Source organism: Chryseobacterium sp. FR054 (assembly GCF_056844565.1).
In genome coordinates, this window is the sequence record NZ_JBXDSA010000001.1 from 560,165 (window position 1) to 583,710 (window position 23,546).

At 35.3% G+C, this 23,546-nt stretch carries 38 protein-coding genes; 27 read left to right on the forward strand and 11 right to left on the reverse strand.

What is annotated here, in order from left to right; genetic code table 11:
• Window positions 1-4 precede the first annotated feature (4 nt).
• From AC106S_RS02675 to AC106S_RS02705, 7 genes are all read right to left on the reverse strand, one after another.
• On the reverse strand, window positions 5-313 hold the full coding sequence (locus AC106S_RS02675) for a hypothetical protein (protein WP_482437587.1): 309 nt from the start codon (window positions 311-313) through the stop codon (window positions 5-7).
• Window positions 314-345: 32 nt separating this feature from the next.
• The gene (locus AC106S_RS02680; RefSeq protein ID WP_482437588.1) at window positions 346-1,596 is read right to left on the reverse strand and encodes a hypothetical protein; all 1,251 of its coding nucleotides are present in this window, start codon (window positions 1,594-1,596) and stop codon (window positions 346-348) included.
• Between the two features lie 64 nt (window positions 1,597-1,660).
• On the reverse strand, window positions 1,661-2,962 hold the full coding sequence (locus AC106S_RS02685; protein ID WP_482437589.1) for a hypothetical protein: 1,302 nt from the start codon (window positions 2,960-2,962) through the stop codon (window positions 1,661-1,663).
• A gap of 3 nt (window positions 2,963-2,965) precedes the next feature.
• The gene (locus AC106S_RS02690; RefSeq protein WP_482437590.1) at window positions 2,966-4,063 is read right to left on the reverse strand and encodes a hypothetical protein; all 1,098 of its coding nucleotides are present in this window, start codon (window positions 4,061-4,063) and stop codon (window positions 2,966-2,968) included.
• Window positions 4,060-5,169, reverse strand: coding sequence for a hypothetical protein (locus AC106S_RS02695; RefSeq protein WP_482437591.1), 1,110 nt, complete (start codon window positions 5,167-5,169; stop codon window positions 4,060-4,062). The genes AC106S_RS02690 and AC106S_RS02695 overlap by 4 nt, the downstream gene beginning before the upstream one ends.
• Window positions 5,170-5,471: 302 nt before the next feature.
• Window positions 5,472-7,412: a leucine-rich repeat domain-containing protein gene (locus AC106S_RS02700; protein WP_482437592.1), complete on the reverse strand. Its 1,941-nt coding sequence runs from the start codon at window positions 7,410-7,412 to the stop codon at window positions 5,472-5,474.
• 309 nt (window positions 7,413-7,721) lie between these two features.
• A complete protein-coding gene (locus tag AC106S_RS02705; protein ID WP_482437593.1) occupies window positions 7,722-8,486 on the reverse strand; it encodes a S1 family peptidase in 765 nt (254 codons plus the stop codon).
• Between the two features lie 415 nt (window positions 8,487-8,901).
• Here AC106S_RS02705 and AC106S_RS02710 point away from each other — a divergent pair, with 415 nt between their 5' ends.
• On the forward strand, window positions 8,902-9,315 hold the full coding sequence (locus AC106S_RS02710) for a hypothetical protein (RefSeq protein WP_482437594.1): 414 nt from the start codon (window positions 8,902-8,904) through the stop codon (window positions 9,313-9,315).
• 2 nt (window positions 9,316-9,317) lie between these two features.
• Here the strand turns inward: AC106S_RS02710 and AC106S_RS02715 are convergent, their stop codons facing one another.
• Window positions 9,318-9,848, reverse strand: a complete 531-nt coding sequence (locus AC106S_RS02715) for a DUF4468 domain-containing protein (RefSeq protein ID WP_482437595.1) — start codon at window positions 9,846-9,848, stop codon at window positions 9,318-9,320.
• Window positions 9,849-10,072: 224 nt separating this feature from the next.
• On the opposite strand from AC106S_RS02715, the gene AC106S_RS02720 reads away from it, so the two are divergent.
• From AC106S_RS02720 to AC106S_RS02730, 3 genes are read left to right on the forward strand one after another with little or no spacing between them, the layout of a single operon-like run.
• Complete coding sequence (locus AC106S_RS02720; protein ID WP_482437596.1) at window positions 10,073-10,363, forward strand: hypothetical protein; 291 nt, start codon at window positions 10,073-10,075, stop codon at window positions 10,361-10,363.
• 40 nt (window positions 10,364-10,403) lie between these two features.
• Window positions 10,404-10,820 carry a hypothetical protein gene (locus AC106S_RS02725; protein ID WP_482437597.1) on the forward strand — a complete coding sequence of 139 codons (417 nt, stop codon included), beginning with the start codon at window positions 10,404-10,406 and terminating at the stop codon, window positions 10,818-10,820.
• A gap of 1 nt (window position 10,821) precedes the next feature.
• A complete protein-coding gene (locus AC106S_RS02730; RefSeq protein WP_482437598.1) occupies window positions 10,822-11,088 on the forward strand; it encodes a hypothetical protein in 267 nt (88 codons plus the stop codon).
• Here AC106S_RS02730 and AC106S_RS02735 read toward each other — a convergent pair.
• Entirely contained in the window at window positions 11,074-11,505 is a 432-nt protein-coding gene (locus AC106S_RS02735; protein WP_482437599.1) for a hypothetical protein, read from the reverse strand. The two genes, AC106S_RS02730 and AC106S_RS02735, sit on opposite strands and share 15 nt — an antisense overlap.
• Before the next feature lie 228 nt (window positions 11,506-11,733).
• The gene (locus AC106S_RS02740; RefSeq protein ID WP_482437600.1) at window positions 11,734-12,144 is read right to left on the reverse strand and encodes a hypothetical protein; all 411 of its coding nucleotides are present in this window, start codon (window positions 12,142-12,144) and stop codon (window positions 11,734-11,736) included.
• Between the two features lie 156 nt (window positions 12,145-12,300).
• Between AC106S_RS02740 and AC106S_RS02745 the strand changes: the two genes are divergently transcribed.
• From AC106S_RS02745 to AC106S_RS02800, 12 genes are all read left to right on the forward strand, one after another.
• On the forward strand, window positions 12,301-12,573 hold the full coding sequence (locus tag AC106S_RS02745; RefSeq protein ID WP_482410303.1) for a hypothetical protein: 273 nt from the start codon (window positions 12,301-12,303) through the stop codon (window positions 12,571-12,573).
• Window positions 12,574-12,592: 19 nt separating this feature from the next.
• Window positions 12,593-12,913 carry a hypothetical protein gene (locus tag AC106S_RS02750; protein WP_482437601.1) on the forward strand — a complete coding sequence of 107 codons (321 nt, stop codon included), beginning with the start codon at window positions 12,593-12,595 and terminating at the stop codon, window positions 12,911-12,913.
• Complete coding sequence (locus tag AC106S_RS02755) at window positions 12,913-13,101, forward strand: hypothetical protein (RefSeq protein WP_482437602.1); 189 nt, start codon at window positions 12,913-12,915, stop codon at window positions 13,099-13,101. Before AC106S_RS02750 ends, AC106S_RS02755 begins: the two co-directional genes overlap by 1 nt.
• A gap of 133 nt (window positions 13,102-13,234) precedes the next feature.
• On the forward strand, window positions 13,235-13,414 hold the full coding sequence (locus tag AC106S_RS02760; protein WP_062699757.1) for a hypothetical protein: 180 nt from the start codon (window positions 13,235-13,237) through the stop codon (window positions 13,412-13,414).
• Between the two features lie 23 nt (window positions 13,415-13,437).
• Window positions 13,438-13,587, forward strand: a complete 150-nt coding sequence (locus AC106S_RS02765; RefSeq protein ID WP_482437603.1) for a hypothetical protein — start codon at window positions 13,438-13,440, stop codon at window positions 13,585-13,587.
• 10 nt (window positions 13,588-13,597) lie between these two features.
• Entirely contained in the window at window positions 13,598-14,179 is a 582-nt protein-coding gene (locus tag AC106S_RS02770; RefSeq protein WP_482437604.1) for a hypothetical protein, read from the forward strand.
• Window positions 14,176-14,907, forward strand: coding sequence for a YqaJ viral recombinase family protein (locus AC106S_RS02775; protein ID WP_482437605.1), 732 nt, complete (start codon window positions 14,176-14,178; stop codon window positions 14,905-14,907). The genes AC106S_RS02770 and AC106S_RS02775 overlap by 4 nt, the downstream gene beginning before the upstream one ends.
• Before the next feature lie 383 nt (window positions 14,908-15,290).
• Window positions 15,291-15,647: a hypothetical protein gene (locus tag AC106S_RS02780; protein ID WP_482437606.1), complete on the forward strand. Its 357-nt coding sequence runs from the start codon at window positions 15,291-15,293 to the stop codon at window positions 15,645-15,647.
• Window positions 15,644-16,090 (forward strand): hypothetical protein, encoded by a 447-nt coding sequence (locus tag AC106S_RS02785; RefSeq protein WP_482437607.1) that lies wholly within the window; start codon window positions 15,644-15,646, stop codon window positions 16,088-16,090. The genes AC106S_RS02780 and AC106S_RS02785 overlap by 4 nt, the downstream gene beginning before the upstream one ends.
• A 7-nt stretch (window positions 16,091-16,097) precedes the next feature.
• Window positions 16,098-16,886, forward strand: a complete 789-nt coding sequence (locus AC106S_RS02790) for an NUMOD4 domain-containing protein (RefSeq protein ID WP_482437608.1) — start codon at window positions 16,098-16,100, stop codon at window positions 16,884-16,886.
• Window positions 16,887-17,262: 376 nt separating this feature from the next.
• Window positions 17,263-18,111 carry a DUF1376 domain-containing protein gene (locus AC106S_RS02795; RefSeq protein ID WP_482437609.1) on the forward strand — a complete coding sequence of 283 codons (849 nt, stop codon included), beginning with the start codon at window positions 17,263-17,265 and terminating at the stop codon, window positions 18,109-18,111.
• Window positions 18,080-18,973 (forward strand): hypothetical protein, encoded by an 894-nt coding sequence (locus tag AC106S_RS02800; protein WP_482437610.1) that lies wholly within the window; start codon window positions 18,080-18,082, stop codon window positions 18,971-18,973. Before AC106S_RS02795 ends, AC106S_RS02800 begins: the two co-directional genes overlap by 32 nt.
• A gap of 35 nt (window positions 18,974-19,008) precedes the next feature.
• Here the strand turns inward: AC106S_RS02800 and AC106S_RS02805 are convergent, their stop codons facing one another.
• Window positions 19,009-19,269, reverse strand: a complete 261-nt coding sequence (locus AC106S_RS02805; RefSeq protein ID WP_482437611.1) for a helix-turn-helix domain-containing protein — start codon at window positions 19,267-19,269, stop codon at window positions 19,009-19,011.
• A 160-nt stretch (window positions 19,270-19,429) separates the two neighbouring features.
• Between AC106S_RS02805 and AC106S_RS02810 the strand changes: the two genes are divergently transcribed.
• The 11 genes from AC106S_RS02810 (at window position 19,430) to AC106S_RS02860 (ending at window position 23,546) form a co-directional block, all read left to right on the forward strand.
• Window positions 19,430-19,777 (forward strand): hypothetical protein, encoded by a 348-nt coding sequence (locus AC106S_RS02810; RefSeq protein ID WP_482437612.1) that lies wholly within the window; start codon window positions 19,430-19,432, stop codon window positions 19,775-19,777.
• 24 nt (window positions 19,778-19,801) lie between these two features.
• A complete protein-coding gene (locus AC106S_RS02815; protein WP_482437613.1) occupies window positions 19,802-20,056 on the forward strand; it encodes a hypothetical protein in 255 nt (84 codons plus the stop codon).
• A 17-nt stretch (window positions 20,057-20,073) separates the two neighbouring features.
• The gene (locus AC106S_RS02820; RefSeq protein WP_482437614.1) at window positions 20,074-20,259 is read left to right on the forward strand and encodes a hypothetical protein; all 186 of its coding nucleotides are present in this window, start codon (window positions 20,074-20,076) and stop codon (window positions 20,257-20,259) included.
• 66 nt (window positions 20,260-20,325) lie between these two features.
• On the forward strand, window positions 20,326-20,529 hold the full coding sequence (locus tag AC106S_RS02825; RefSeq protein WP_482437615.1) for a hypothetical protein: 204 nt from the start codon (window positions 20,326-20,328) through the stop codon (window positions 20,527-20,529).
• Between the two features lie 66 nt (window positions 20,530-20,595).
• Window positions 20,596-21,003 (forward strand): YopX family protein, encoded by a 408-nt coding sequence (locus tag AC106S_RS02830; RefSeq protein ID WP_482437616.1) that lies wholly within the window; start codon window positions 20,596-20,598, stop codon window positions 21,001-21,003.
• Between the two features lie 54 nt (window positions 21,004-21,057).
• Entirely contained in the window at window positions 21,058-21,426 is a 369-nt protein-coding gene (locus AC106S_RS02835) for a hypothetical protein (protein WP_482437617.1), read from the forward strand.
• 40 nt (window positions 21,427-21,466) lie between these two features.
• The gene (locus tag AC106S_RS02840) at window positions 21,467-21,766 is read left to right on the forward strand and encodes a hypothetical protein (protein ID WP_482437618.1); all 300 of its coding nucleotides are present in this window, start codon (window positions 21,467-21,469) and stop codon (window positions 21,764-21,766) included.
• A gap of 7 nt (window positions 21,767-21,773) precedes the next feature.
• Window positions 21,774-22,226, forward strand: coding sequence for a hypothetical protein (locus AC106S_RS02845; RefSeq protein ID WP_482437619.1), 453 nt, complete (start codon window positions 21,774-21,776; stop codon window positions 22,224-22,226).
• Window positions 22,223-22,597: a hypothetical protein gene (locus tag AC106S_RS02850; RefSeq protein ID WP_482437620.1), complete on the forward strand. Its 375-nt coding sequence runs from the start codon at window positions 22,223-22,225 to the stop codon at window positions 22,595-22,597. The genes AC106S_RS02845 and AC106S_RS02850 overlap by 4 nt, the downstream gene beginning before the upstream one ends.
• Window positions 22,594-23,064 (forward strand): hypothetical protein, encoded by a 471-nt coding sequence (locus tag AC106S_RS02855; protein ID WP_482437621.1) that lies wholly within the window; start codon window positions 22,594-22,596, stop codon window positions 23,062-23,064. The genes AC106S_RS02850 and AC106S_RS02855 overlap by 4 nt, the downstream gene beginning before the upstream one ends.
• The gene (locus tag AC106S_RS02860; RefSeq protein ID WP_482437622.1) at window positions 23,061-23,546 is read left to right on the forward strand and encodes a hypothetical protein; all 486 of its coding nucleotides are present in this window, start codon (window positions 23,061-23,063) and stop codon (window positions 23,544-23,546) included. The genes AC106S_RS02855 and AC106S_RS02860 overlap by 4 nt, the downstream gene beginning before the upstream one ends.

Genomic DNA, 23,546 nt, shown 5'->3' on the forward strand with positions numbered 1-23,546 from the left:
ATTTTTATAGCCAGTCGCCATGAAATGCCTTCATCTGCTCAACTGTTCCCTCGAACTGTGCTTCTGTAAATGCATCCTGCAAACGCATAAGGCTTCCCCGCTGTGCTGCAAAAAAAACGGTCTTCCTGTCTGTTACCATTTTGAATAATGATTCATAGTGACCTTCTCTCAGATAAATATATCCGAATTCCACTTTTGTATAGGCTAAATCAGCAAAGTCTTCACCTTCTGCTAATTCTCCTACTGCGGTATTGGCAAGAATTTCTTTTACTTCTTTAAGCTGGCCGCCTGATAATTTTTCTGCTTTTTCCATATTTATTTTTCTTTATAAGGTTTTGGTTATTGTTAATCATATTCACTAAAAATGTAAGAAAACGGCTCCAGCGGATATTGCTCCAGCCACTTTGCATCGGTTACTTTAACCGTTATTTCATAAGCCGGCCATTTTTCAAAAGAATAGAGATCTATAATTTCTTCATTGCTCAATTGGTAAAAGTCCGGATAAGGGACATCCCTGATTTTTTCTATTTTTGAGCTCACGATGAATTCTTCGGCAATCTCCCTGTGTCTGAGATAGAGTGTGTGGGTATCTCTAATGTCTTTTTCTTTTATAATGGCGTTTAGTTTTTCAAACAAAGGTCCCTCTATCTGGTATTCCTTACCTGAAAAGGATTCCAATCGTTTTAGCATAAACTTCAGCACACTCATTTTTGTTTCCAGGAATATGCGGTCATCATCTTCACTCATGATCATCAGTTTGAAAGAAATAGTATCGCCATCGATTAGTGTTTCATACACTACGGGACTGCCCCATTTCAAAATAGATTCAGGAGAGCTGGCATAGGCATCCTTTTTCTTCGGATTCAAAACCATTTGGGTCATTTCGCCATCAATATAGGAAGACCCCATACTTCCACTGCCACATTTTACGATCCCCCAATCCGTTTCACGTTGGTATAAAATCCCAAACGACTTTGCTGTTCTCACAAGGGTTCCCTCCCACTTTTGCAGATTTTCGTCAGACAGATCGGTAATCACCGTATCGGAATCCTTATAATATTTCTCTCCCAATGCAGGAAACCATAAAATATCTTTCGGGGTATTGAGCAGGTAATCCGGTATCATATACTTCCAAACAGGCATAAAACCTTCTTTTGAAGTCAGATCTGAAGCAGAAACAGGAACTTCATCCTGAGCTGGAAATCTGGGTTCGCAGGCATCGTATTCCCGTGCCGGATCAAATGCCGCTGAATCCCAATAATTCATATCTTTCAGGTGCTCCAGCCATGCAGGATGTGTTACCGTGATATCCAGCACTCCATTCTTCCACCCTTCTTCGCTGGGTTCGCCCATTTCCAGATCCACCGACCGGATAAAAGCGCGTGCATTTTGCCTCATCCACGATTCATCAAGGGTATCATCAAAATCAACTTCTTTTTTTATAGGAGAATCATTATTAACGTTACGGTAAAGCAGCATTAATGCGAATCCAGGTGAAGCATTAATGTAATTGCTGTCGGGATGAATAACCTGGACACTGATTTTAATTTTTGATTCCCGGCGTTCTATAACACCGACTTGGTAGAGTACTGACATTGTAATTGTTTTTAAATATTAAATAAATTTCCGGTCTATGATAAGTTTTCGGATTATTTCCAGATTAGTTTACAGCAGCATACTGCACCATAGCACCGTTTATTCTTTTCGTATCATAAAAGAAACATTCCACTGTATGCTCATCCTGTATTTTTAATTTTCCCGGATAATAATTTTCTGAGAGATTTGAGCTGATTTTTTTAGTAAGTTCCAGATCAGAATTATAAACATAATACTCCCAGCGATTGTTTTCATTTAGTGAGAGCACTACGATATTACCATTGGTAAACACCGCCATTTTTGCCGATTCTATATAATCAAATAACTTAATTTTAATGTTTTTTTTAATATCAAAACCGGCATTTGCTTTCGTCAGATTCATTTCTTCATATCCAATTCTCTGGGTTAAAAAAACAGGATTATTTGAGGAATCAATATAGAATCCATTATATTTTACCAGCTTCGCGTCCATATACATACGATCATTAAAGTATTTAAACGCTGTCTGCTCTTCAAGGGTTCTGCCATCAAACTTATAAATATATGTTTTATATATCATATCAAAATGGTTCAGGCCAGAGGCAGAGAAATAGTAATCCGGCCCCACCTTTGAAATCCCTGATATATCTATTCTGCCCTTATCGTGATTCACCGAAATGACATGGGAAATCTGGTCCAGAACTTTTGGGAAAAATTCTTCTTTATCATCATGAAATTTATTCAGGTCAACCGTGATCACTTCAAGCTTCTGATAATCTCTGATTTCTTCAGAAGCCGCTAATACATGAATTTTATCTTTTTCAAAAATCAGATCTTTCAGATAGCAGGAATAATCGTTTTTAATAGCATACGTGGTGCCGTACTGTTCAAGATCCAGAACTGTAATCATAGGCTGCCATCCGTGGACAAAAAGATCCTTTGAATCCTTAAAGCCAAGCGAATTACTTCCAATGATGAATTTTTTAAGCTCTGCATTATAGCTGATTGTCTGTGGTGAAAAAGTGGAACTGATTTTTATGGGTTTATAATTTTTATCGGTTGAAATCACTACATATCTGTCATCATCAGAGGTATCTGAAAAATCAATTGCTTTATTGATGAACGGAGATCTTTTTTTGGCATCCTTTTCCAGAACTTTAATTCGTCCGATAAGCATGTGATTACCCAGTTCATCGGTCGCCTCATCAAATATGATGACCCAGAATCCTTTAAAATAAACAGGATATTCTTTAATCGCCGCATCCGGAATTCCGGGTTTTGGCGCTCCGGTATTGATCCGTGAGGAAATAGTTTTAAAAGTGGCTTTCTGTTGGGCCAATACCGGCAATCCGGCCAGAAATGTGGCAAGAATAATATATTTTTTCATGGTTTATTCGCCGGTTTCAATTCCGTTAGAAATAAAAAACTGCTCCAGCAATCCTCTTTTTGTTGTACAGTCATCACCATAACTTACTTTTTGGGAACTGAACTCTACTTCATCACAATCAAAAGCGAACGCTATGTATTCAAAAGGGTTTCCCTTTTCATCCAGAAATATGATTGCATTTTTTAATCCGGAACATTCATATTCTTCCTTCATCGTTTTTACCAGTTCCATTTTTTTAAAACCGTAATTATAAAATAAATCAGTTAATCTGTTAAGGTCAGCTTTGTTAAGCTGTTTAGACGATATTGCTTTTGAAATATCGATTATTTTAGAAGACTTAGCATTATAATCTAATTTCCAGTCTTTATCATGTAAAGAAATCAACAGTACCTTTTTAGCTTTATTAAAAGGATAAAAAGAAGCCCTTTTCGTTTCCGTCAGTTTATTACGGTGCATGCAGGTCATGTTATCAGCCGGCGATTTGCTGTCTGTTACGGCTACTACTGCCCCGACAGATTCATCATATTGCTGGAGATCAGATAAAAGGATTCCTTTGGATTCGATATATTCGTATAAATATTCAAGATCCCGGGACAGATCCTTCAGCTTTTCCAGATTCACTTCAGGGTGATTCTCTTGCATCCAGGCATTAAACTGTTCTGTTTTTGAAGCCAGATCCGTCACGTAATTATCATAATCCTCAGTAGGAGCAAGCATCACCTGGCTTACCTTTCCTGCGGCTGTGGTGATGGTCATATTCCATTTCGGAAATTGTACGTCAAGCAATTTCAGATACTGCGACTGGTCCTCTACTACATAATAGTTCTGATTTTTCCCTTCCGGTTTACTAATCACTTCAAATTTAGCAATTAACGTTTCGGAATCTTCTAAATATTTGTTTAAAAATTCTTTCCGGTCTGTAACGACTTTTGAAAATTTTCTTTTGAATTTAAAATCAGGGGTTATTATACCCGCTAATTCTTTTTTCTGATAGTTGTTGAAATAGTCTAAAAACTTATCTGCTGTGTTCATTTTCTGTGCAGATACTGTCACAGAATTTACGGCTGCCATTAACAGGCAGAGGTATAATTTGGTTTTCATGGTTTTTTAGGGGTTTGTGGAAAAATATCAACTCCTTTGGAAACAAAAAATACTTCCAGGAGTTCTCTTTTGGTATTGCATTCCCGGCCATAATTCATTTTTCGGGAACTGAACTCAATCTGGCCGCAATCAAAAGACAGGGCAATATATTCAAAAGGTTTGTCGTTTTCATCAAGAAAAACGATTGCATTTTTAAATTCGGGACAATCCAGTTTCTCATTGACGATCATTTCCAGTTTTTTATACCCGTAATTATAAAAGATGTCAGTTAATCTGTTAATATCGACTTTATTCAGCTGTTTAGTTGATTGAGCGATTGACAAATCGGTTATTCTGGAAGTTTCAGCATAATACGATAATTCTTTATCTTTATCCGTAAAGGAGATTAAGAGTATTTTTTTAGCTTTATTGAAAGGATAAAAAGAGGTTCTTTCGGCTTCCGTTAATTTATTTTGATGCACGCAGTCCATGCCCTCAGCCTTTGAATCTTTATCTGTTAAAATTTCCGGTATGCCGGTAGATTCATCATATTTCTGCAAACCGGATAAAGGGATTCCTTTGGATTTAACATATTTATTCAGATATTCCAGAATGGGGAACGGGTCTGTTAATTCTTCCAGATTCACCTTTGGATAATGCTCAGTCATCCATGCATCAAATTTCTCTGTTTTGGATTTCAGTTCCTTCATATAAGCATCATAGCCCTCAGTTGGTGTAAGTACCACTTCATCTACCTCTCCTTCTACTGTGGAGATGGTCATATTCCATTTCGGAAATTTAACGTCGAGCAATTTAAAAAACTGTGACTGTTCTTCTACCACATAATAGGTTTTATCCTTTTGTTCCGTTTTTTTAATGACCTTATATTTGGAAAGCAGCGTTTCGGAATCATCAAAATAAAAGGTAAAAAAATCATATCTGTTCAAAATTTCATCCGAGGATTCATTTTTGAATCTAAAATCCGGTGTTGTCATCATCGCTAATTCGTTTTTCTGGTAGTTATTGAAATAGCTTATGAACTGATCTGCCGGAGTCTTTTTCTGTGCAGACATTGTAATAGAAGTTACCGCTACCATTAGCAGGCACAAGTACAATTTGGTTTTCATGGTTTTTATCAGATTAATCGATCTTAAAAAGAGTATTCTCTTCTCATCAAGGATTAATATTGTTTTATTATTATGCTTATTTTTTCTTTATTATAAAATTCCGGATTAATCATGTAAAACGGGAGCACAATATATAAATTAAAATTAAGCTGATAAATAAAACTTTTGTTTAAATACATATCCGTTATGATACCAAAGAAATCCGTTCAATCAGAGCGGATATTCGAGAGGTGCACAAAAAAAAACATCAATGAATACAATAAGAGAATGACTGCATACACACAAGTATATTACAGCCTTTTTTAAATCCCGAATTCATCCCTTTTCCAGATCGATAAATTAATCGTCGGCAATCCGCTGTAAATGCCTATTTCCGGACGGTCCAGCTGCGACTTGAGATTTAATTCTTTAGAATTCTTCACTGCTAAATTAACTTCCTTTAAATTGGGCAGAGTGTTCAGTACCCGCACATCTGTAACTTCTGTTTCGTATAAATCAAGACGCTCCAGCTTTTTTAGCGGCTCTAAGCCTGAAATATCATCTATCTCATAACTTTCTAAGAGGGAGAGCCATTTCAGATTGGGAAATTTTGATATCCCTTTTAAATTCATTTTATCCCAAAGATTTGATAAATCTAATTTTTCAAGGGCGGGTAAGGTTTCAAACGAAGAAAAATCTTTCATTTTATTGCTTTGAAGATCCAGAACTTTCAGCTTTTTCATGGTTTTCAACTCCAGTCTCCCCGCTGTATGAATCTGAAGGAATTCTAAATTAGGAAACCGGTTCAGTCCCTTAATGTTACCATTATGTCCGTAAAACTTCAACCTTTTTAAAGATTTCATTTTGGGAAGTGTGGTAATATCAAATTTTTGGAAATTCACTATCTCCAGGGATTTTAGGCGTTTCAAATGCTCAAATCCGGTGAAACCAACTCTTGAATTAAAAATTAAAAATTCCAGCTTTTTTAAGCTTCCTATATCGAAAGTCTGCTTCGTTTTTTCAACATTGAGCTCTAATTTTTTCAGCTTTTTTAAGGTCAGGATAGACTCTGCGGTTTCTGCTGAAACTTCAGCACCCATTTTTAAAGTTTCCAGGGCTGTAAACTGTCCGATCTGATAGGCTGCCGGACATTCAAGGGATTCATAAAAATCCAGCTCTTTCAGCTGATCCTTGAGCGGAAGCAGTCTTGAAAAATTCCGGGATTGTATATGATTGTCTTCATGACATCTGAACTCAAAGCTCGTCAGATTGGGAAAATGTTTGAAATAAGTATGTTTTTTGATAACAGAGTTGCTCATTTCAACTCTTCTGATCTGCCTGGCAATGGGTAAAAAAGCATCTGCATAAAACCTGGACTCACCAAATAGCAGGCGGTCTACCTTTTCAAATTTCCCGAGATCATCAATTGTTTTTTCTTTAAAATAATTAAATTCTAACTGGCTAATACAATTTTTAAGGGATAATACGTTTTTTAAACTGAATGGTTTTTCTCCTGTCGCGAAATGGCAGCTTATTTTTTTATTAAAAGGATTTTCATGCTCTTCTGTGTCTTCAACGGTGGTATCGGTATCTATACCGATTTCCTCAAGCTTCTTAAACCCCAAAAGTCCGGCAATGCTCCCTATCCTGCAATTATAGAAACTAATATCAGATACTGATTGATCAAAGGGTATAAAAGAAACATCGTCAAACTGTGAGTCGGAAATATATATCCTTCTGACAGATCCCTGCTTTATTTTTTTTGGTTTGTAAGTAAAGGTTATCTTATGAAGACCTAATGAATACAGACCGTCGATATTGTTCAGTTCCTGAATATTATCAACATGACAGTTTTTGATTGTAAGCTGCTTAATTACTTTGTCCACTGATGTATGGAGACCTCTAAGACAGCCGGCATCAAAACTCATATTGGAAAAGCGGATCTCCTCCGGGAAATCCCTTATTACTGTGCAGTCATGATTTCTGAACGTCACATTATCCAGATAGAAATAATGGCAATGCTCCAATTTCAATAAATCAGAAAAACCGGGAATAGTACAGTTGGTGAGATATAAAGTGTTCAGCCCGCTGAGATAGGGCAAAAATTTGGAAAAATCATCAATTATTAAATCTTTGAGCTCTAATCTTCTGATAGGATAAGGCTTTTTGTCCTCCTCCTGAGAGGTTATGCCCAAAATCTCTTCTATTTTTTTAGTTTCTTCGTCTGTTTCCAATGGTGTATTTGTTTGATGATTCTCTTTCATTTTTCAGTTAGTTCAGCCAAAAAATGACATTAGTAAAGCAATAAAATGATATTATAATCAGGTCATCTCTTTCCTGACAAGCTGTAAATCTCTTCTTATTTCATGCATGAATATACTGTGAGAATATTTTTAAAACTACAACCGTATCCATATTCATACTGATCAAAAAACAGGTGATATTTTTATTTATCTTTCTTCGGTAGATTGTACTTTACAATTAATGCCATGACACCAGCTATTATTATGCTTCCTAAAATATTGTATAAATTAAATTCGTACATAGTTAAATTATTTTGTTGGGGTTTTACTTTAAGAGTTTAGTCTATTATAATGTCCTATAACTTCATCCAGCGCTTCAAGCCTGAAAACTCTGCCAATCTCAGTATCAACTCCAAGTCTGCCAGCATAAATACCAAGAAAATTAATTGGTGTAATGGCATGGAACATTGATATTTGCGAACCAACTTTTGTAGATAATCCGTTTATACAATAAACGGGTGAACCACTCATTCCTTCTCTGGTTGATGCGTCAATTAAGAACATAGGTTTATTGTCGTGATTTAATTCAAATTCACTTGCAATATGCCCGGTTTTCCAAATAGGGAATTTACCACCCGTGCTGATGCCTTTTGGAAAGCCTATAATGCTAACATTGTTTGTGATTTCTATATCGAACAGCTCTGCGGAAACACCATTTCCCATAAAATATAAATCTACATCATCAAAATTATCAATTTTAATGATAACGACATCAATTGTAGGTCCATTAGGATGTTCAGTATACAATTTGTTTCCATCATGATCTAAAAGCCGAATTCTTTTAATGACCCATTCTCTTTCACTGCCTTTTTTTAAAAAATGAACATCCATAATTTCAGGGTGTATGACCCCATTTTTTGACATATTCTCATTCGTTTCAGGATTAATACCGGTAACACAATGCCAATTTGTTACTAAAAAAACATCTTTCTTAGCAGATTGAACTAAAAAAGCAGTTCCTATTCCCCCTGGCTTTTCTGTATCTTCATTTAGGTAAAGTTCAATAAACAGTGAACATTTCGTTAAGTAGTTCATAGTTATAAGTATTAATTCTTCTAATATACAAATAAAACAAAAATTTGATTTTAGGGGAAATTATAATATTTAAAACTTTTGATGCTAAAAAAAATAAAAAGTGGGTGTAAAAGTGTGGATAAACCAACAAAAAAGCCCCTAAACAGGGGCTAAAGTGACCGCAGAAGGATTCGAACCCTCACTGTCGGAGCCGAAATCTGCTTTTCAGTAATTTTATACGTATTAATCGTGTTTCTAAAGGGTTTTATTTTGTTGTTTTACTCCGAAGTGTTACGGTTTGTTACTTTTTTTGTTACTAATTTTAATCCTGTAAATGTATCTATAATAGGGCATTTATTGCAAATTAATATCGAATAAAAAATAGACAGTTTATGTCATCTATTGTTAGCCTATTTAATTATTGTATTTTTACATCATGAAACACATACTAGAAAATAAAGATGTTATTGAACTTGAGAAAGAAAATGTCATTTCAGGCCTTCCTTTTGATGAAAGTAAAAAAGAATTTCTAAGAAAAAATATAGATTCCGAAATAATTTTTTCATTCTTTCTTAATATCGAATCGCCAGATCAACTTAAAGAAATAAGTTTGAAGAATACCTCTTTTCAAACGATGAGTGATTATGTTCCTTTTTTTTCTGACATTATCAAACTCAATATTCTTACTGCTATACTAAAGTCTGCAATGTTTTTGCATTTTATTTCTAATGAAATGACTTTTGACGAACAAATAAACTTTCTAATTGATCTGAAAAACCTTAATGACATCCAAATTCTTCAAAACTTAATTGCTGATACACTTGAGAAAAATATAAGGAGTGCCCTGTAATTCTACCAGTCGTTATTTGTTTCATGATTCTTAGCCATAGAATCGGTCAAAGACTTAATTAGATTTTCTATACGTGTGTTTACCAATTCTTTCACCTCTCTCCACCCTTTATTGGCTCCTCTTTTTGGTTTTTCATCATACGTTAATATCCCATAAGAAACTAAGCCTCCTCCACCGGAACATCTGGTGCCTTCGTGAACAAACGAATGAAAGTTATATTTATACCTACCTTCCTTTATATAGATATTAATTTTATACATTATCCATCCTCTAGCACAATCAGCTCCAAAATATAGTCCTCTTGGATCATATCTAATCGATCCATTTCCTGAAATCTCACCCAGTTCCTTATCCTCAATACTCATTACATCCTTTTCGCTTTTATAAGTTGCAGCATACCAGCTTTGGGCACGATTGTATAATTCTTCTTTTGTTATTGTAGAATCAACTTTTACCACTTCCTCGTATTTTAGCTCCTGCGAAAATATAAAAACTGACATCAGGATTCCAAATAATGTAATTGTCTTTTTCATTGAATCATTTTTCCACAAATATAGAAATATAAACTACTCGATTTTACGGGTTCCCGTAATAATCTTTGTTTTGACTGATTATAAAATATGTTTAGAATATAAAATTTTTCATTGTCGAATGAATTATTTATTTATATTAGCAATTCGAGAACTGGTGAAATATTATTTCCAACCTGCCTATATTTTAGTTATTTTTATCGCTAATTATAAAACTTTTACAATTAATGAAAACAAAAACTATTTTATTAGCTCTTGGTGGTAGCATTTTACTTTTTTCTTGTTCAACTGACAGAGATGAGCCAGTTAACAGTTCAACATCAGATCATGTTGAATATAAAAATAATAAAATAACCACTAATAAATTAGAAGTCAGTAAAATTGGCGACACATTGAGCGTGCCTCTTCCTCCCAATTCTGGCATATCAAACTCAAATGGAACATCAACATTACCACCATCAACAGGAATCGGACCAGATCCAGTTGTCGACCCAACAAAACCCGATAAGCCCTGGTAGTAAAGCTGTAACACAGAGGAGGGCAACAATACTTGTATTGATGTCTTCCATTCTTCCTTTTTTAAATAATATAATAAGAAATTTTTTTGATACAAGTTCAATTGTATTACACGTTCCGGGTGCAAAAGCTATTGACTTAGATAGTGCAATTTTTTTCTTCGCTATGCCAGTCAGCTATCTTTTTATAGCATATGGAGGTCGATTTGGTGCCCATAAAAAAAGTTACTATGCTGTATATTTATCGGCATATTTACAAGTTGTAATAGTTATCAATTATTTATTTGTCAGTACTAACTTTGCATATTTCATTACTCAAATTACTTTATTTATTTTGTTTTTTACTATTGCTGTTTTATTGCTAAAAAAGGCAAGATACTACGCCAGCATGGAATCTAAAAACGAATTCCTCAATAAAACTTTAGATAGATATTCATCAATAATTAGAGAGAAAAAGTAACATGAAGTTTTTAGAAAAAAAAGAGAGGATTAAAATTTTATTGTCTATCAGTGATCAATTGTGGGATGATTATAAGTCCGGATCTCTTGCAGCTGATGATTATCTTACGAAAGCCGATGAAATCAGAGATGAATTTAACAAAGTTGCTGATGTTACTTTTTTAGATATGCAAGAATTGTCTAAAAATTTCGGCTACATTCTAATTAAGAGCAGAAATTTTTTTGGAAATAACAAGAACTACAAGTTTCAAAAATTAATTTTTAATTGAAGATTTAAACTTATCCAATTCTTTCATAAATTTTTCAATTTTTTCAGTAAGAACTAGAATTTTTCGATCTTGTAGATCCTTAACCCCTTTATTTCGCATATTTTCGACAATAAGTTCATCCGACATATCCGAAGGTAAAGATTGAGAGTATCCATTTTCTGATGTCAACATTTCACCTTCCCCAACTATCAGCCAGCGAGCGTTTACTTCCGGAAACTTTTTTAACAATGCTGCTATTAAGTCTAATCCAGGTTTGTTTCTTCCACTTTTAACATGTGAAATTTTAGCCTGGGAAATTTCTACAACTTCCTTTGACGACTTATATCCATTGTAGTTGTAATATGAAAGAACCTGCATAAACCTTACATTTACTTCTGGAATACTTAACATTTGTTTATTATTTTCTTTTTCTTTCATATATTTGTATAAAATATTAAATGGTTATGGAATCAGATACAGACTTAGACAAAAAATACCCCGGCTGGATAACTCCAAAACGTGAACGTTGGTTATATGAACTAGTCCTATATTCTAAATACAACCGTTGGTTTCCATTATGGTTTGTTAGACTGCATCTCATTGTCTGCTATTTAAAATCAGATTTTCGTGGCTTTATTGAAAGCTTAATCTATCGATCCATTATTGTTATTTTTCCAATAATTTTACTCCTAATGTTATGGCTGATAATAACGCTGATAATGAAGCAATAACAATTACAATAACTTGGTTTCTGAATGATCTCACTTCGCTAGTCATTGCCTTCATCCGATCCCAATACACGCCTTTTTCTACATTTGCAAAACCTTTATCAGTTAATCTAACACCTTCCTCATTGGTGAATTCAATTAATCCTAAATTCTCCAAGTAGGACATTTCTTCTTTCATGTAGTCCATGTCAACATTATTCCATAATTCACTTTCGTCTTTATATTCATTTACGAAATGCATAAGTGTCATTTTCTGATTACCATGCAATTTAACGAGATATTCCATAAACAAAGCCCTTAAAATTGTAGACTTATAAAGTTTGCCAAATCTCTTCTTCTCGTTTCTCATATAAAATTTTTCTCACTGGTTATCAATACTTTACAAATGTTAAGTAAAAATACTTTACAAATGTTTTGTATACTTAACAATTGTTATGTAATATTGTACTATAATTACAACGCAAGTGTTAGTAATTAGTTTACGAAAATACAAAATATATAAGTAATGATAAAAATTAGAGAAGCGATTTCGCCCATATTATCTGAGTACTTGAAAGAATTTACTACTAAAGATGACCGGGCCGATATCATAAGTAAGGTAAACGGGGTTAGCTCTTCAACATTAAGAGACGTAATGTACCGTCGAAATTCTGTTTCTGAGTACAACCTGCCAGCAGTGAAATTATTGCTTTTAAAAGCAAGTGAAAACGCAGAGGCTAAAATACAAAAGGCCCGAAGCTGCAAAAAAGAAGTAAAGAAAGTCATCGACTGTATTTAACTCAAAAACTCTCAAAATCATGCTAACTACCATCTCAATACCATCTCTCGAAAATATTGCATTTCAAAGACTTGAAAATGAAAATTTCATTACAGGTGAAGTTGACTTCAACCCGACTTACGGGGTGTACACTGGCTATTTGCAGATAACACCAACGATCTGTATTGATTTCACAGACTCAAAGTTCTGCCTGGCTGAAGAAGGCGAAAAGATAGCCGAAATAAGCCCTGAACTCGAAAGAGCAGTTGAATGCTACTTAATGTACAACTACTCTACTTCTGAAGATGAAAGTGAGTATGATTATGCCGATTTGAGAATTAAAATGCAAAAAGAATTCTAATGAAAACAGCTCTGAATCTCATAATAGCGACATCGATATTAATAATGATGTCAGATTGTGAAGCTAACGCAGGTAAAACTGCGGTGAACTACCAAAATACAATATTTGCCCTTGCCGGGCTTGTTGTCTCAGGTTTTTTGAGGGTTTATTATCGTGAATTCATTGAATTTCTAACAAAACAACAATGAGACTTAAAAACAGATTTAAGAGCCGGTTCATTTCGCATGAAAAGTGGGTACAATGGTTTTCTGCTCGTGACTTCAGAGCCTCAGTTATCTGCACTCTTGCAAAATTTGAAAAACACCGATTAAAAAAATCAGCATGAAAAGTTTAAGCACAAAGATATTAGAGCAAATACCGATAGAACATATTTATCGATTTCTCGAACAAAAAAACGCTTCCAAAAAGCAAGATGGCGGTAGCAAGGTGGGACTATCTACCGCCAGCCGAAAGGCTAAAAATGACGCACTGACAGCGATGGTCAGAGATTTAGCAAAATAAATTAACTCAAAATAAATTAACACATGAAAAATTACAAAGAAACTTACCGCGGTTGGGTAATCGAATCCTATGGCACACAATTCAAATATTACCCGCAAAAGAAGAGAAGAGAAACAATGATCGGTGACAGCTTGCCGGTGATCAGAAAGCAGATAGACATTTTTAACGCTTAAACTAAATAGCATGTCAGATCTTCAAAAATTACCCACAATAGCAGATTTAACAACAGACTTAGATCTTGCCTGGAAAAATGACCAGTTGAATTTTCTACTAAGTCAGAATCCACCTAAAAAATGGATAACCAAACATCCCATCATTAGAAAAGAGATCATTGTTAATGGACAAAAGCAAAAAGTACCTTTTGAGTATTTGCCTATCGACAAAGTAGAGCATCTTTTGAGAAAGATTTTCAAAGAATACAAAATCGAAATAACGGGACAAGGTTCTTCATTCAATGGTGTATGGGTAACGGTAAGGGTTCATTTTAAAAGCCCTATCAATGGTGAATGGTATTTTCATGATGGCATTGGTGCAAGCCAATTACAAACCGCTAAAGGTACTTCACCTGCTGACTTAGCTAACATAAATAATGGTGCAATATCAATGGCTTTTCCATTAGCAAAAACACTAGCTGTTAAAGACGCTTGTGATATGTTCGGTAACATCTTCGGGGCTAACCTAAACAGGGCTGATCTGGTACCATTTATACTTGATATAAATCTTTCCACCCCAGTCAAGTCTAACGCTGAAAAAATGAAGTTATGATAAAGTATGCTGTATTTGAAAACAAAGAGGATTGGGAAGAGTTCCGGGCTGATTACTTAACGTCAAGTGAAATTTACCGTATTCTTCCGGAGCCGAAGAAAAAAGATGAAGTTTTAAGCGTTGGAGCTAAAGCATATGTAAAAGAGAGAGCTGTTCAAAAGCTTGCACCTCGCGAACCGAATTATTATAATTCAGCAATGGAGCGTGGCAACGAAGCTGAACCGATTGCTGTTCTTCGAATAGCAAAAGAATTAGGCAAGACAGTTGATGATGATGATTTCATATACACCTCGCAAAATGGCTTTGTTTTCTTCTATGATGATGAACTGGGTATTGGAGGTACGCCGGACGTTATAATCAGACATATCATGTCCTGTGAAGTAAAGTGTCCATTATCTAAAACACATTTAGATTATCTGCTCCTAAAAACACAAGACGAAGTTAAATCTGAACTTCAAAAGTACTACGGACAAATGCAGCTCAATATGTATTTAACCGGCACTGACAAATGTCTATTTGTAAGCTTTGATGATCGGTTTTACAACTCGGATCACCACTACCACTCCATAGAAATTACAAAAGACAAGCCTTACCTGGAAAACCTTTTGAAAAAAGCAAAAGCTGCAAAGCAATACAAAGAAGAAATTTTAAAATCCCTTAAAAATGGCACGATTAAACATAGAAAGACAAAAACAACTAGAACCCGGAAGAGTTCAGTTCGCAGTTGATAAAATCAAAGCCCTGGGATTTGATGTGATTATTCAGAATGATACAGCAATATCATTTGAATACAAAGGCAGCACTATTCTGCTTTTCCCTTACTCCGGATGGCACACTGGAAAAACTATAAAAGATGGCAGAGGACTGAACAAATTATTAAATCAGATCAAAAATGAAAACTAATGTCAATCATACACCACCCACAAAGCAACCAAGTGCGTAAGGTCTACGATAAAGAAGACCACATGAACTTTTACATCTGGTATTTAGACAAACTTCACAAAGTCCTCACGAAGTCAGAAGTCGAAGCTACGCGCAAAAATTTCATCTACGACATGGATTATTACATGTCGCTTCCTAACCCTAGTAAACACATAGAAATAATTTAGATATGGCTAAAAAAGACATAACAATAACAAGCGACGTTAATCACGTTTGCTCCCGCTCTCAAAAGAAAGTAGAGCATGAAAAAGCTCTGGAAGTTTTGGCAAAAGATAAACTTATTCCGAGAAAAGTAGTTTTCTTAAAAAAGGGTGAAAGTCAGTTTTCCCGAGAACGGGTAAAACAAGAAGACACAGCAGGCATGCTCAGTAGCAAAGATGCAGCAGTTTACTTATGCCTTTCCTACAATGCTTTCACCCGCAGGCAATCAAAGAGTAAAATCCCCTGCGTGAAGAAAAACGGCAACAAAAAATATTTCAAAATCTCTGATCTGGATCATTTCCAAGCAAAATATACGAACCAATGAATAGTACAATAAAAATCAAAACGGGCAAATGCCTGGACTGCCCTCCCGATGCTCCGTATCGGCCTCTGATAGCAAAGAGATGCCAGACTCACTATAAAGCATATAGAAATCAGATTAATTCTGAAAAGAGACCAAAAGAGATTAAAATCAGAAAACCTCTTCCAAAGGTGTCAAAAAAAAGGGCAGTAGAGAATGCAAAGTATACAGTTCAGAAAATTGTATTCATGTCTAAACCGGAAAATAAGATATGTCCGGTAACAGGTCAGCCTACAACAGATGTTCATCACGTAATGAAAAGAATCGGTTTTGCTGATGAATGGGCGAGAATAAATAACATTCCTCTCCTACTTGATGAAAGATACTGGTTAGCGGTAAGCCGAGATGGTCATACTTGGATTCATGATAACCCCAGAGAAGCAAAAGAATTAGGATACTTAAAATAAAAAAGCAATGGAAGAAATTTGGAAAGACGTGGTTGGTTACGAGGGTTTGTACGTTGTGAGTAATTTAGGAATTGTTAAATCTGTAAAAAGAACTGTTCGTAAACTTAACAGGTATAAAACTTACACAAACCAACCTATACCTGAAAAAATTAAACAAGGAAGCCCTGACAAGGATGGTTATCTAAAAATTAGCTTATGGAAAGATAACAAATGTAATACAACTAGCATTCATAGAACTGTTGCAAATGCATTTCTCCCTAATCCTTATAATTTACCTCAAGTAAATCATATTGATGAAGATAAGACAAATAATGCCGTTTCCAATTTACATTGGTGTACAGAGTTAGAAAACATTAGACATGGAACTGGAATGCTTAGAAGTCAATTATCAAACATCAAACCGATTCTGCAATATGACTTAAACGGCAATTTTATAAAAGAGTGGAAAAATTATTATGCTGTGGCTGAATATTATAAAGTATCGTTTAAAGCTATATCCCAAGCAGTAAGAAAGCAAATAACTTCTGCAGGATTCCAATGGAGAAAGAAAAACACTGGCCAGGAAATTAAACCAATTTCTCCTTACAAGAATAAACGTTTTACAGAAATACATCAGTTTTCAAAGGCTGGCATTCTTATAAAATCTTACAAATCTATTTTAGATGCTTCTTTGAATACAGGTATTGACAGATCAGCAATCAGTCACAATGCATCTGGAAATAAGAAAAGTGCCGGCGGCTATGTTTGGGCTTACTCAAAAGAGAACAGTCATTCATTAGAGAGATTAACCAATTAAAACTTTAAACTATGTCAAATTACATTGCAATGTTCCAATACAGCAAGGACACTTTTTCAGTGATTCATTCGCGTAATTTAATTCCAGTAATTAACGATACCGCTACTGTTTACCATAAAACACTGCTCCATAAACCAAACAGGACAGACAACAAGCTGAACATTATCGAAATTATCGAAACCAGAGAACACAAAACAGATCCTGCTTCCTTAATTACAATTGTGCGATGTGAATCACAAGTAGAATAGTTGTTTTTTGAACGTTATTGAGTCCGGCAACAGATGTGAAGATTGATTAAAAAGTACGGAATCTCAAAAGAAAATACAGGTTATTGCCTGGTACAAATTGCTTTGAATTTATAAGATATACGTATGATATGGCAAAAGATCCAGCTGTGCTTATCTATTTTGATAAGTGGATATCGTCAACAAATGGCATGAAAGCACATTTGCGGGCGTGGTACATGGACCTGCTATTCTACCAATATGACAACCCTGAAGGCATACCGGATGATACCGATGTCATTGCAGGAATATGTAGAATACTACCAAGTGAGTACCAAATGCTTGAGCAAATGCTTGAGCAAGTGCTTAAGCTAAAGTTTAAGCTTTGCGAAGGAAAATGGAGAAACAACTTCGCAGATGAGATAATCTCCAAGCGTCAAGACTTTAAGTCAAAACGCGCCAAAAGTGGCAATATTGGAGTGATTATCAAGCTTGCTAAAACCATAAAAGGCTTTAATACGAAGTATTTAGCAAGATTAAAAGATTCTTTATTCCAAATGAATGATGAAGAAATAGAACAAGCAAAACACAAGCAAGTGCTTGAGCAAATGCTTAAGCTATATATAAATGAAGATGAAGATGTAAATAAAGATAAAAGTATAAATAAAGATATTCCTACTAAAGAAGATTTTACAAATTATGCTCTTGAATACATCGAAGAAAATAAAATTGGAATCAGAGATCAATATAAATCTCAAATCGAATCCAAATATGACACCTGGGTTGCATCAGGTTGGAAAGATGGATATGGCAAAAAGATTGAAAAGTGGAAACTAAAAATACAGAATACTATTCCCCATATAAAACCAATTAGGCAAAATGGACAATCAAATAATTTTAACACAAACAGCGGATCTGGTACAATCAGAGCAGGTGGAAGTAAGGTTGATGGGACAACTCAGTTGCTTAATGGAGAAATCCGTTATTTCGAAGCTACCTGAGATTGTAAAGAAAGAGGTTTTGTATCCATCTGTCAAAGACAAGGTTTTCGGAATGACAGAACGCGAGAAGATCAGCAGAAAGCTTATTGCTGCATTTCAGATTAGCTTCCCAAAGCTCGAAGGAGTTGTTTACGAAAACGGATTAAACCCCACAGAGGTGGCGATTTCTGAATTTGGAGCATACTTAAGAACTTTCCCTTATCACTTGACTGGCGAAGAAATACTGGAAGCTTATCGAATGGCATCCCGGGCGGAATTGAGAGATTTTTTAGGAAATCAAATCCAGTTCTTTCCTACCCTGTCAACTGCTCAAGCTGGACGGATATTAATGGCTTACCAGGAATTCAAAGTTCACAGCCAGCAGCACACACTTGGAATGCAGAAACTGAAAAGACTGATTAATCCGGAAGTCGAAAGAACCCTAGAAGAAGCAAAAGCAGAAAAGCGGAAGAACTGGGAAGTATTGACGCAGGCAGTAAAAGAAGGGCGACAATGTGACCATGCATTCCTGTTCTACGAATTGGTATTGAAAAAAGGTGGTTTAAGAAAGTTTGTCTCTGATCCTATTGCACAGAAAATTGTTATCAAAAAGAAGATGTTTTCAATCCTGCATGGTGAACGCCTTAAAACAAAGTCTGCTATGTTCAATCAATATGAAATAAAACATCTGTCTGAATACTTCCGGGACCCGAAAGAATTCCTGCACAAAAATGTAAATCATGCATTTGAGCGTCTCCAAGCGATGGCCACTACCCTAGTAAAAAACGATTTAGTGTATAACTGGATAAAAAAAGAGATCAAAAAAAATGAAGCCCGAACTGAAAATAATCATCCGGACATATCTGAGAAACAGGACCGATAAATCAAATTATCTGCCGAGACAACAAAAGGAAACAGTTAAGGTTTTGTATTCAAAAATCCGATGGTCTTAAAATTACCTTTATCATCTTTAATGAATAGCTCCTGCCCTTTCTCTTCGATTTCAATGGGGAAAAGATCACGAACCGGAACGCCCAAAGCATCTGCAATTGAGTTCAATTTTGCTAACGTCGGGTTTTTCAAATTGTCAGTTAACGTGCTTTTTGCAATACCCATTTTTTTAGCAAGTTCGACTTGGGTCCAACCCCTCTGATTTAATAGTGATGATATATCTAACATGAATATTCGACTTTAATAGCACAAAAATACCTATTAATAACATTCTGTTGGACCCTACTAAAACATTTAACAAAACTTTAACATTTTATATTTGTTCGATTAAAGTAAAATCAAATACATTTGTTGTGCGGCTTAAGTCGAACTTTAAATTTATAATAAAATGCTTACAGTAAAATTATCAATCGGTGAAATCGAACTATCTGAAGCTGACATAAAGGCTCTAAAGGTTCAAATAGACGACTATTTATCGGGGGCTAATGAAACTATCTACAATAAGTTAAAAACAATCAAATCGCCCGAAATAGTAGAAACATTACAAATGATGCCTTATGACCAGCTCATAGCAACAGCCCGGCTTCACGAAAGAACAAACGGCCCTGGCCACCTAACTAACAAGTTCAGAACTGAGATATTCAAACGTAATGGGCTTGGTCATAAAAATGTTTCTTGCTACTTGAGCGGTAAGCAAAGAGATCTTTTACAGGGTCTGGGGTTGAAAAACAGGTAAAACAGAACAATTAAAACAAACATTATGAAAGCAACGGCATACTTTACAACTGAAGCACCATTAAGAAATGAATACAAAGAAACTCTTGTAGACACTCAAAAAAAACAAGCTGATATACTTGTTACTTCAATTGAAGGTAATTATTATACTCTTTGGCTTAACAAAGAAATTGAAATTAAAGGTAGAGGTGTAAAGGCGCACACTGAAAAAACAGTTTCTGTAACAGAAAAAGTTTACGACAGATTAAAATCTGAATATAGAATTGAAATGGATTTTTAACTTTTAAACCAAATAAAATGAAAAACAAATTAAAATTGGGTTTTTACCCTGTTTATTGTAAGAAAATATACAAGGGCAAAGAACCATTTAAAATCGTTGGTATTCGTGAAAACGAGATAGAACTACAAGGCGATTTTTCTGGCGGTACACATAACGTAATTCAAAGAGATTGGTTCAAGATTGAAGATTGTTTTGTTAAGTAAAATCAGCGGGGTAATACCCGCTTTTGGTGGTAAAAAGCAAAACAGAACAATTAAAATTACAACGTCATGAAAAATTTAATAGTTAGTGATCACGACTTTAAAAGACTTCAAGAAGGTAAACATATTTGCACAAATGCGATTAATAGATTTATTGCCGTAAAATGCATTAATGAAATAACTAAAGAAGAACTTTTCGCCGAGGTTTCTCAAGTTGGTGGTATATGGAATTATGAAGCGGCAATAAGAAGGTCTTATAATTCTCATGGTTAGTTTTTCCGGGTGGCGGATACCAAAGCCCGGATTTAAAAATCTCACAAAATTTAAATCAAAAAAGTTATGAAAAGAGAAATAAAATTCCGCGGCCAGAGGGCCGATAACAGAGAGTGGGTAACAGGTAATCTACTAAAAACATCAGTAGATAAAAAGCCTGATCCAGAATTCACGGATGGTATACAGGTTTATGAAAATGGGATCTTTAAAGCTGTGCATGCAGTTTTACCCGAAACAGTCGGCCAGTACACCGGGCTAAAGGACAAGAATGGTGTAGAGATATTTGAAAGTGATGTAGTTCGATTTAATGTTGAATCTAGGCCAGAAGTTGAGGGGGAAGAAAGGGTAACTGGTCTAATTGGAAAAGTTGAAATTGGTAAATACTGTACAACATTTGGCGGTTGGCAGACTGTTTATTGTTCATCAATTATTGTTGTCGGCAACATTCACTCCAATCCGGAGCTTTTAAAATAAAACACGGAAGTCTGCACCGTTCTTTTGCAGGCGAAAAATCAAAATTTTTATTCAATGAAAAAACTATTTTTCGCGAGCGTTTTAGCGCTTGCCACACTGGCTGCGTGCCAAAACGAATCAAATGAGGTTATCTCTAATGAGAAAACAGAAGCTCAAAAAACAGTATCCAAGACTGTTATAGACGATGCTACTGTTCTTAATTCAGTGAAGCCTTTGTTAGCTTCTAACAAGTTTGCAAATGCAAAGCCTGAGATTATGTGCCATACAGACTATTTAGCAGACAGCGGTTCAGCGTGTGTGTATAGCGGAGGTTATATGTTTCAGGTGACATGGGGAATCGACTGGGTTTACCAACCAAGCACAGGGCAATACCTTGATCAGGTAGTTTGGCATTCAACCTCTGTTCACTCTTGTAACTGCTAATCCAGGCCCTTCGGGGCCTTTTAATACAAAAAAAATAATTATGGAAAAGAAATATAGAATAGTTGATGCAGAAGAAAGACTGCCGGACCAACCTGATCAATATTATACAAGTTTAGGTTTAATTGACTTCGTGCCTAAAAATGGCAACTTCTGGGATGAAACAGATTCTTATGAATTATATCCTAACTGGTGGCTTGAAGAAGTAGAGGACCACGAGGGGGAAATGCGGGATATGTTAGAAGAATGTCGATTGCAGTTAGAACACCTGAATAAAAATCAAAGAGGGACAACAAACGCTGTTTTGTCCCGGCTGGAAAACCTACTTAACAAACTAAAATAAGCGAATCATGAAAAGTTTAGAATTAACCCTTAAGGAGAGGCTTCTTATTGTGGAGGGAATTTCCGAAAGTTACGAGATTGATAAATGTGGCATTTTCTACCGAGAATCAGGCAGCCATATTAGTGATTACATTGATGGGAAGTTTGAATTAATCAGCAAAGGCTCAGAATTAACTGAACAGATTGCGAAGGATCTTGTTGATACGGGTAGCTATAACAAAACATTTAAGAATTATTTAACCAATGATAATCATAAATCAAATCAAAAACATACTGCCTTAGAATCCTTCATTTCAGCCGTAGAATCGAAGGGATGGCATTGGGGAGAGAATTCGGTGCTGTTTGATGATGATGAAACGAATTTTGACAAACGTCATAAAAATCGGATTGATTGGGAAAGAGCCGAATCCCGCAACTTCAACCCTTCCAAAACACTAATATTTAAAATTATCGAAAAATGAACCACCAAGAGAAAAAAAAGATATTCAATGCCTATGCAAGGTATCAAGGATTTAATGATTGGCATGCTTTGCTAACCTCATGCCTTGAATCTTGGTTTATAGTTGATGAGATGAATTCTCATTTTTTGAATGCCTGTGATTTGGTCCAGGAACAGCAGCAAAAGAGAATAGCGGAGAACCAACGCAAAATTTTTTTCAAGTTTTACGAAGATGGAAATACGGCAACACCTGTATTTATAACTCAGGCTAATACATCAGAACAGGCATATAAAAAAGCCTATGACCATCACGGACCGCAAGTTGAAAGCTGGCTATATCAGATGATGACGGATGAAGAACAAATTTTGAATCCCGAAAACAAAATACAATGAAACTAATCAGCATGACCTCATTTATTGAGGAACAAGAAAAAATAATTCCATCAACAGAACACGGACCTGTAAGAGATTGGGATAGAATATATGTCCAAAGAACGATTTCTTATTGCCGTTTCCTCCGCCAGCCTCTTGCATTGGGAATGTTTGTACCAGTAAATGAAGAGGGGAAAGTATTGGAAGAGCCTGTACACTACAAAGAGTGGTTATATCAATACAAAAGAGGATTTGAGCATGATTATGAAGCATTAGTTCAAAATGAATATAGGAAAGCCAAAGAAAAAGTAATGTTTGAAGGGTTTGCTTTTTTTGGATTAAACAAAGGGGAAATAGTTGGATATGTAAAAAATGAAAATATAGATTTGGTTTATTCTTTTCCGAATCATAGGAATTATACCATTGAAGACTTATGCCATTATAAAATTGAATTAACCCACTCCGCATTAAAACAGATCGGTATATGAAAGAACTAGAAGAACTAACCCGGGAGATACGGGAGAAGCTGTCCCGGCTGATGGAATTAGAAGTTGGTTGCAAATTTACCAGAAAAGATGAATTTGGAATTATTTGGGAGAATGTAATTCTGCAGGTCGGCGGTGGCGGTCAGATAGCCGACACAGGAGATTATCACGATGCTTGTTATGATGTTTATTCAGACCGAGATGGAATAGAAACATTTACCGACTTAGATAGAGAAATTGAAAATGTTATAGGCAAAGATCCAATGCTTAACGATGTATTGGAATGGATGCCGGATAACAGTGTTTTCATGAATTACAATATGACCGGAGTATTTTGGAAAGATGGAAAAATAGACACCTTATCTGATTGCCAAAGCTACATGACTGATATAATTCAACTGGGGAAATGGGACCTTTCCAATCCATATTTAAAAGAACAATCCCCGGAACTGATCGCTTTTTTACACTCACTTATAAAAAAATAA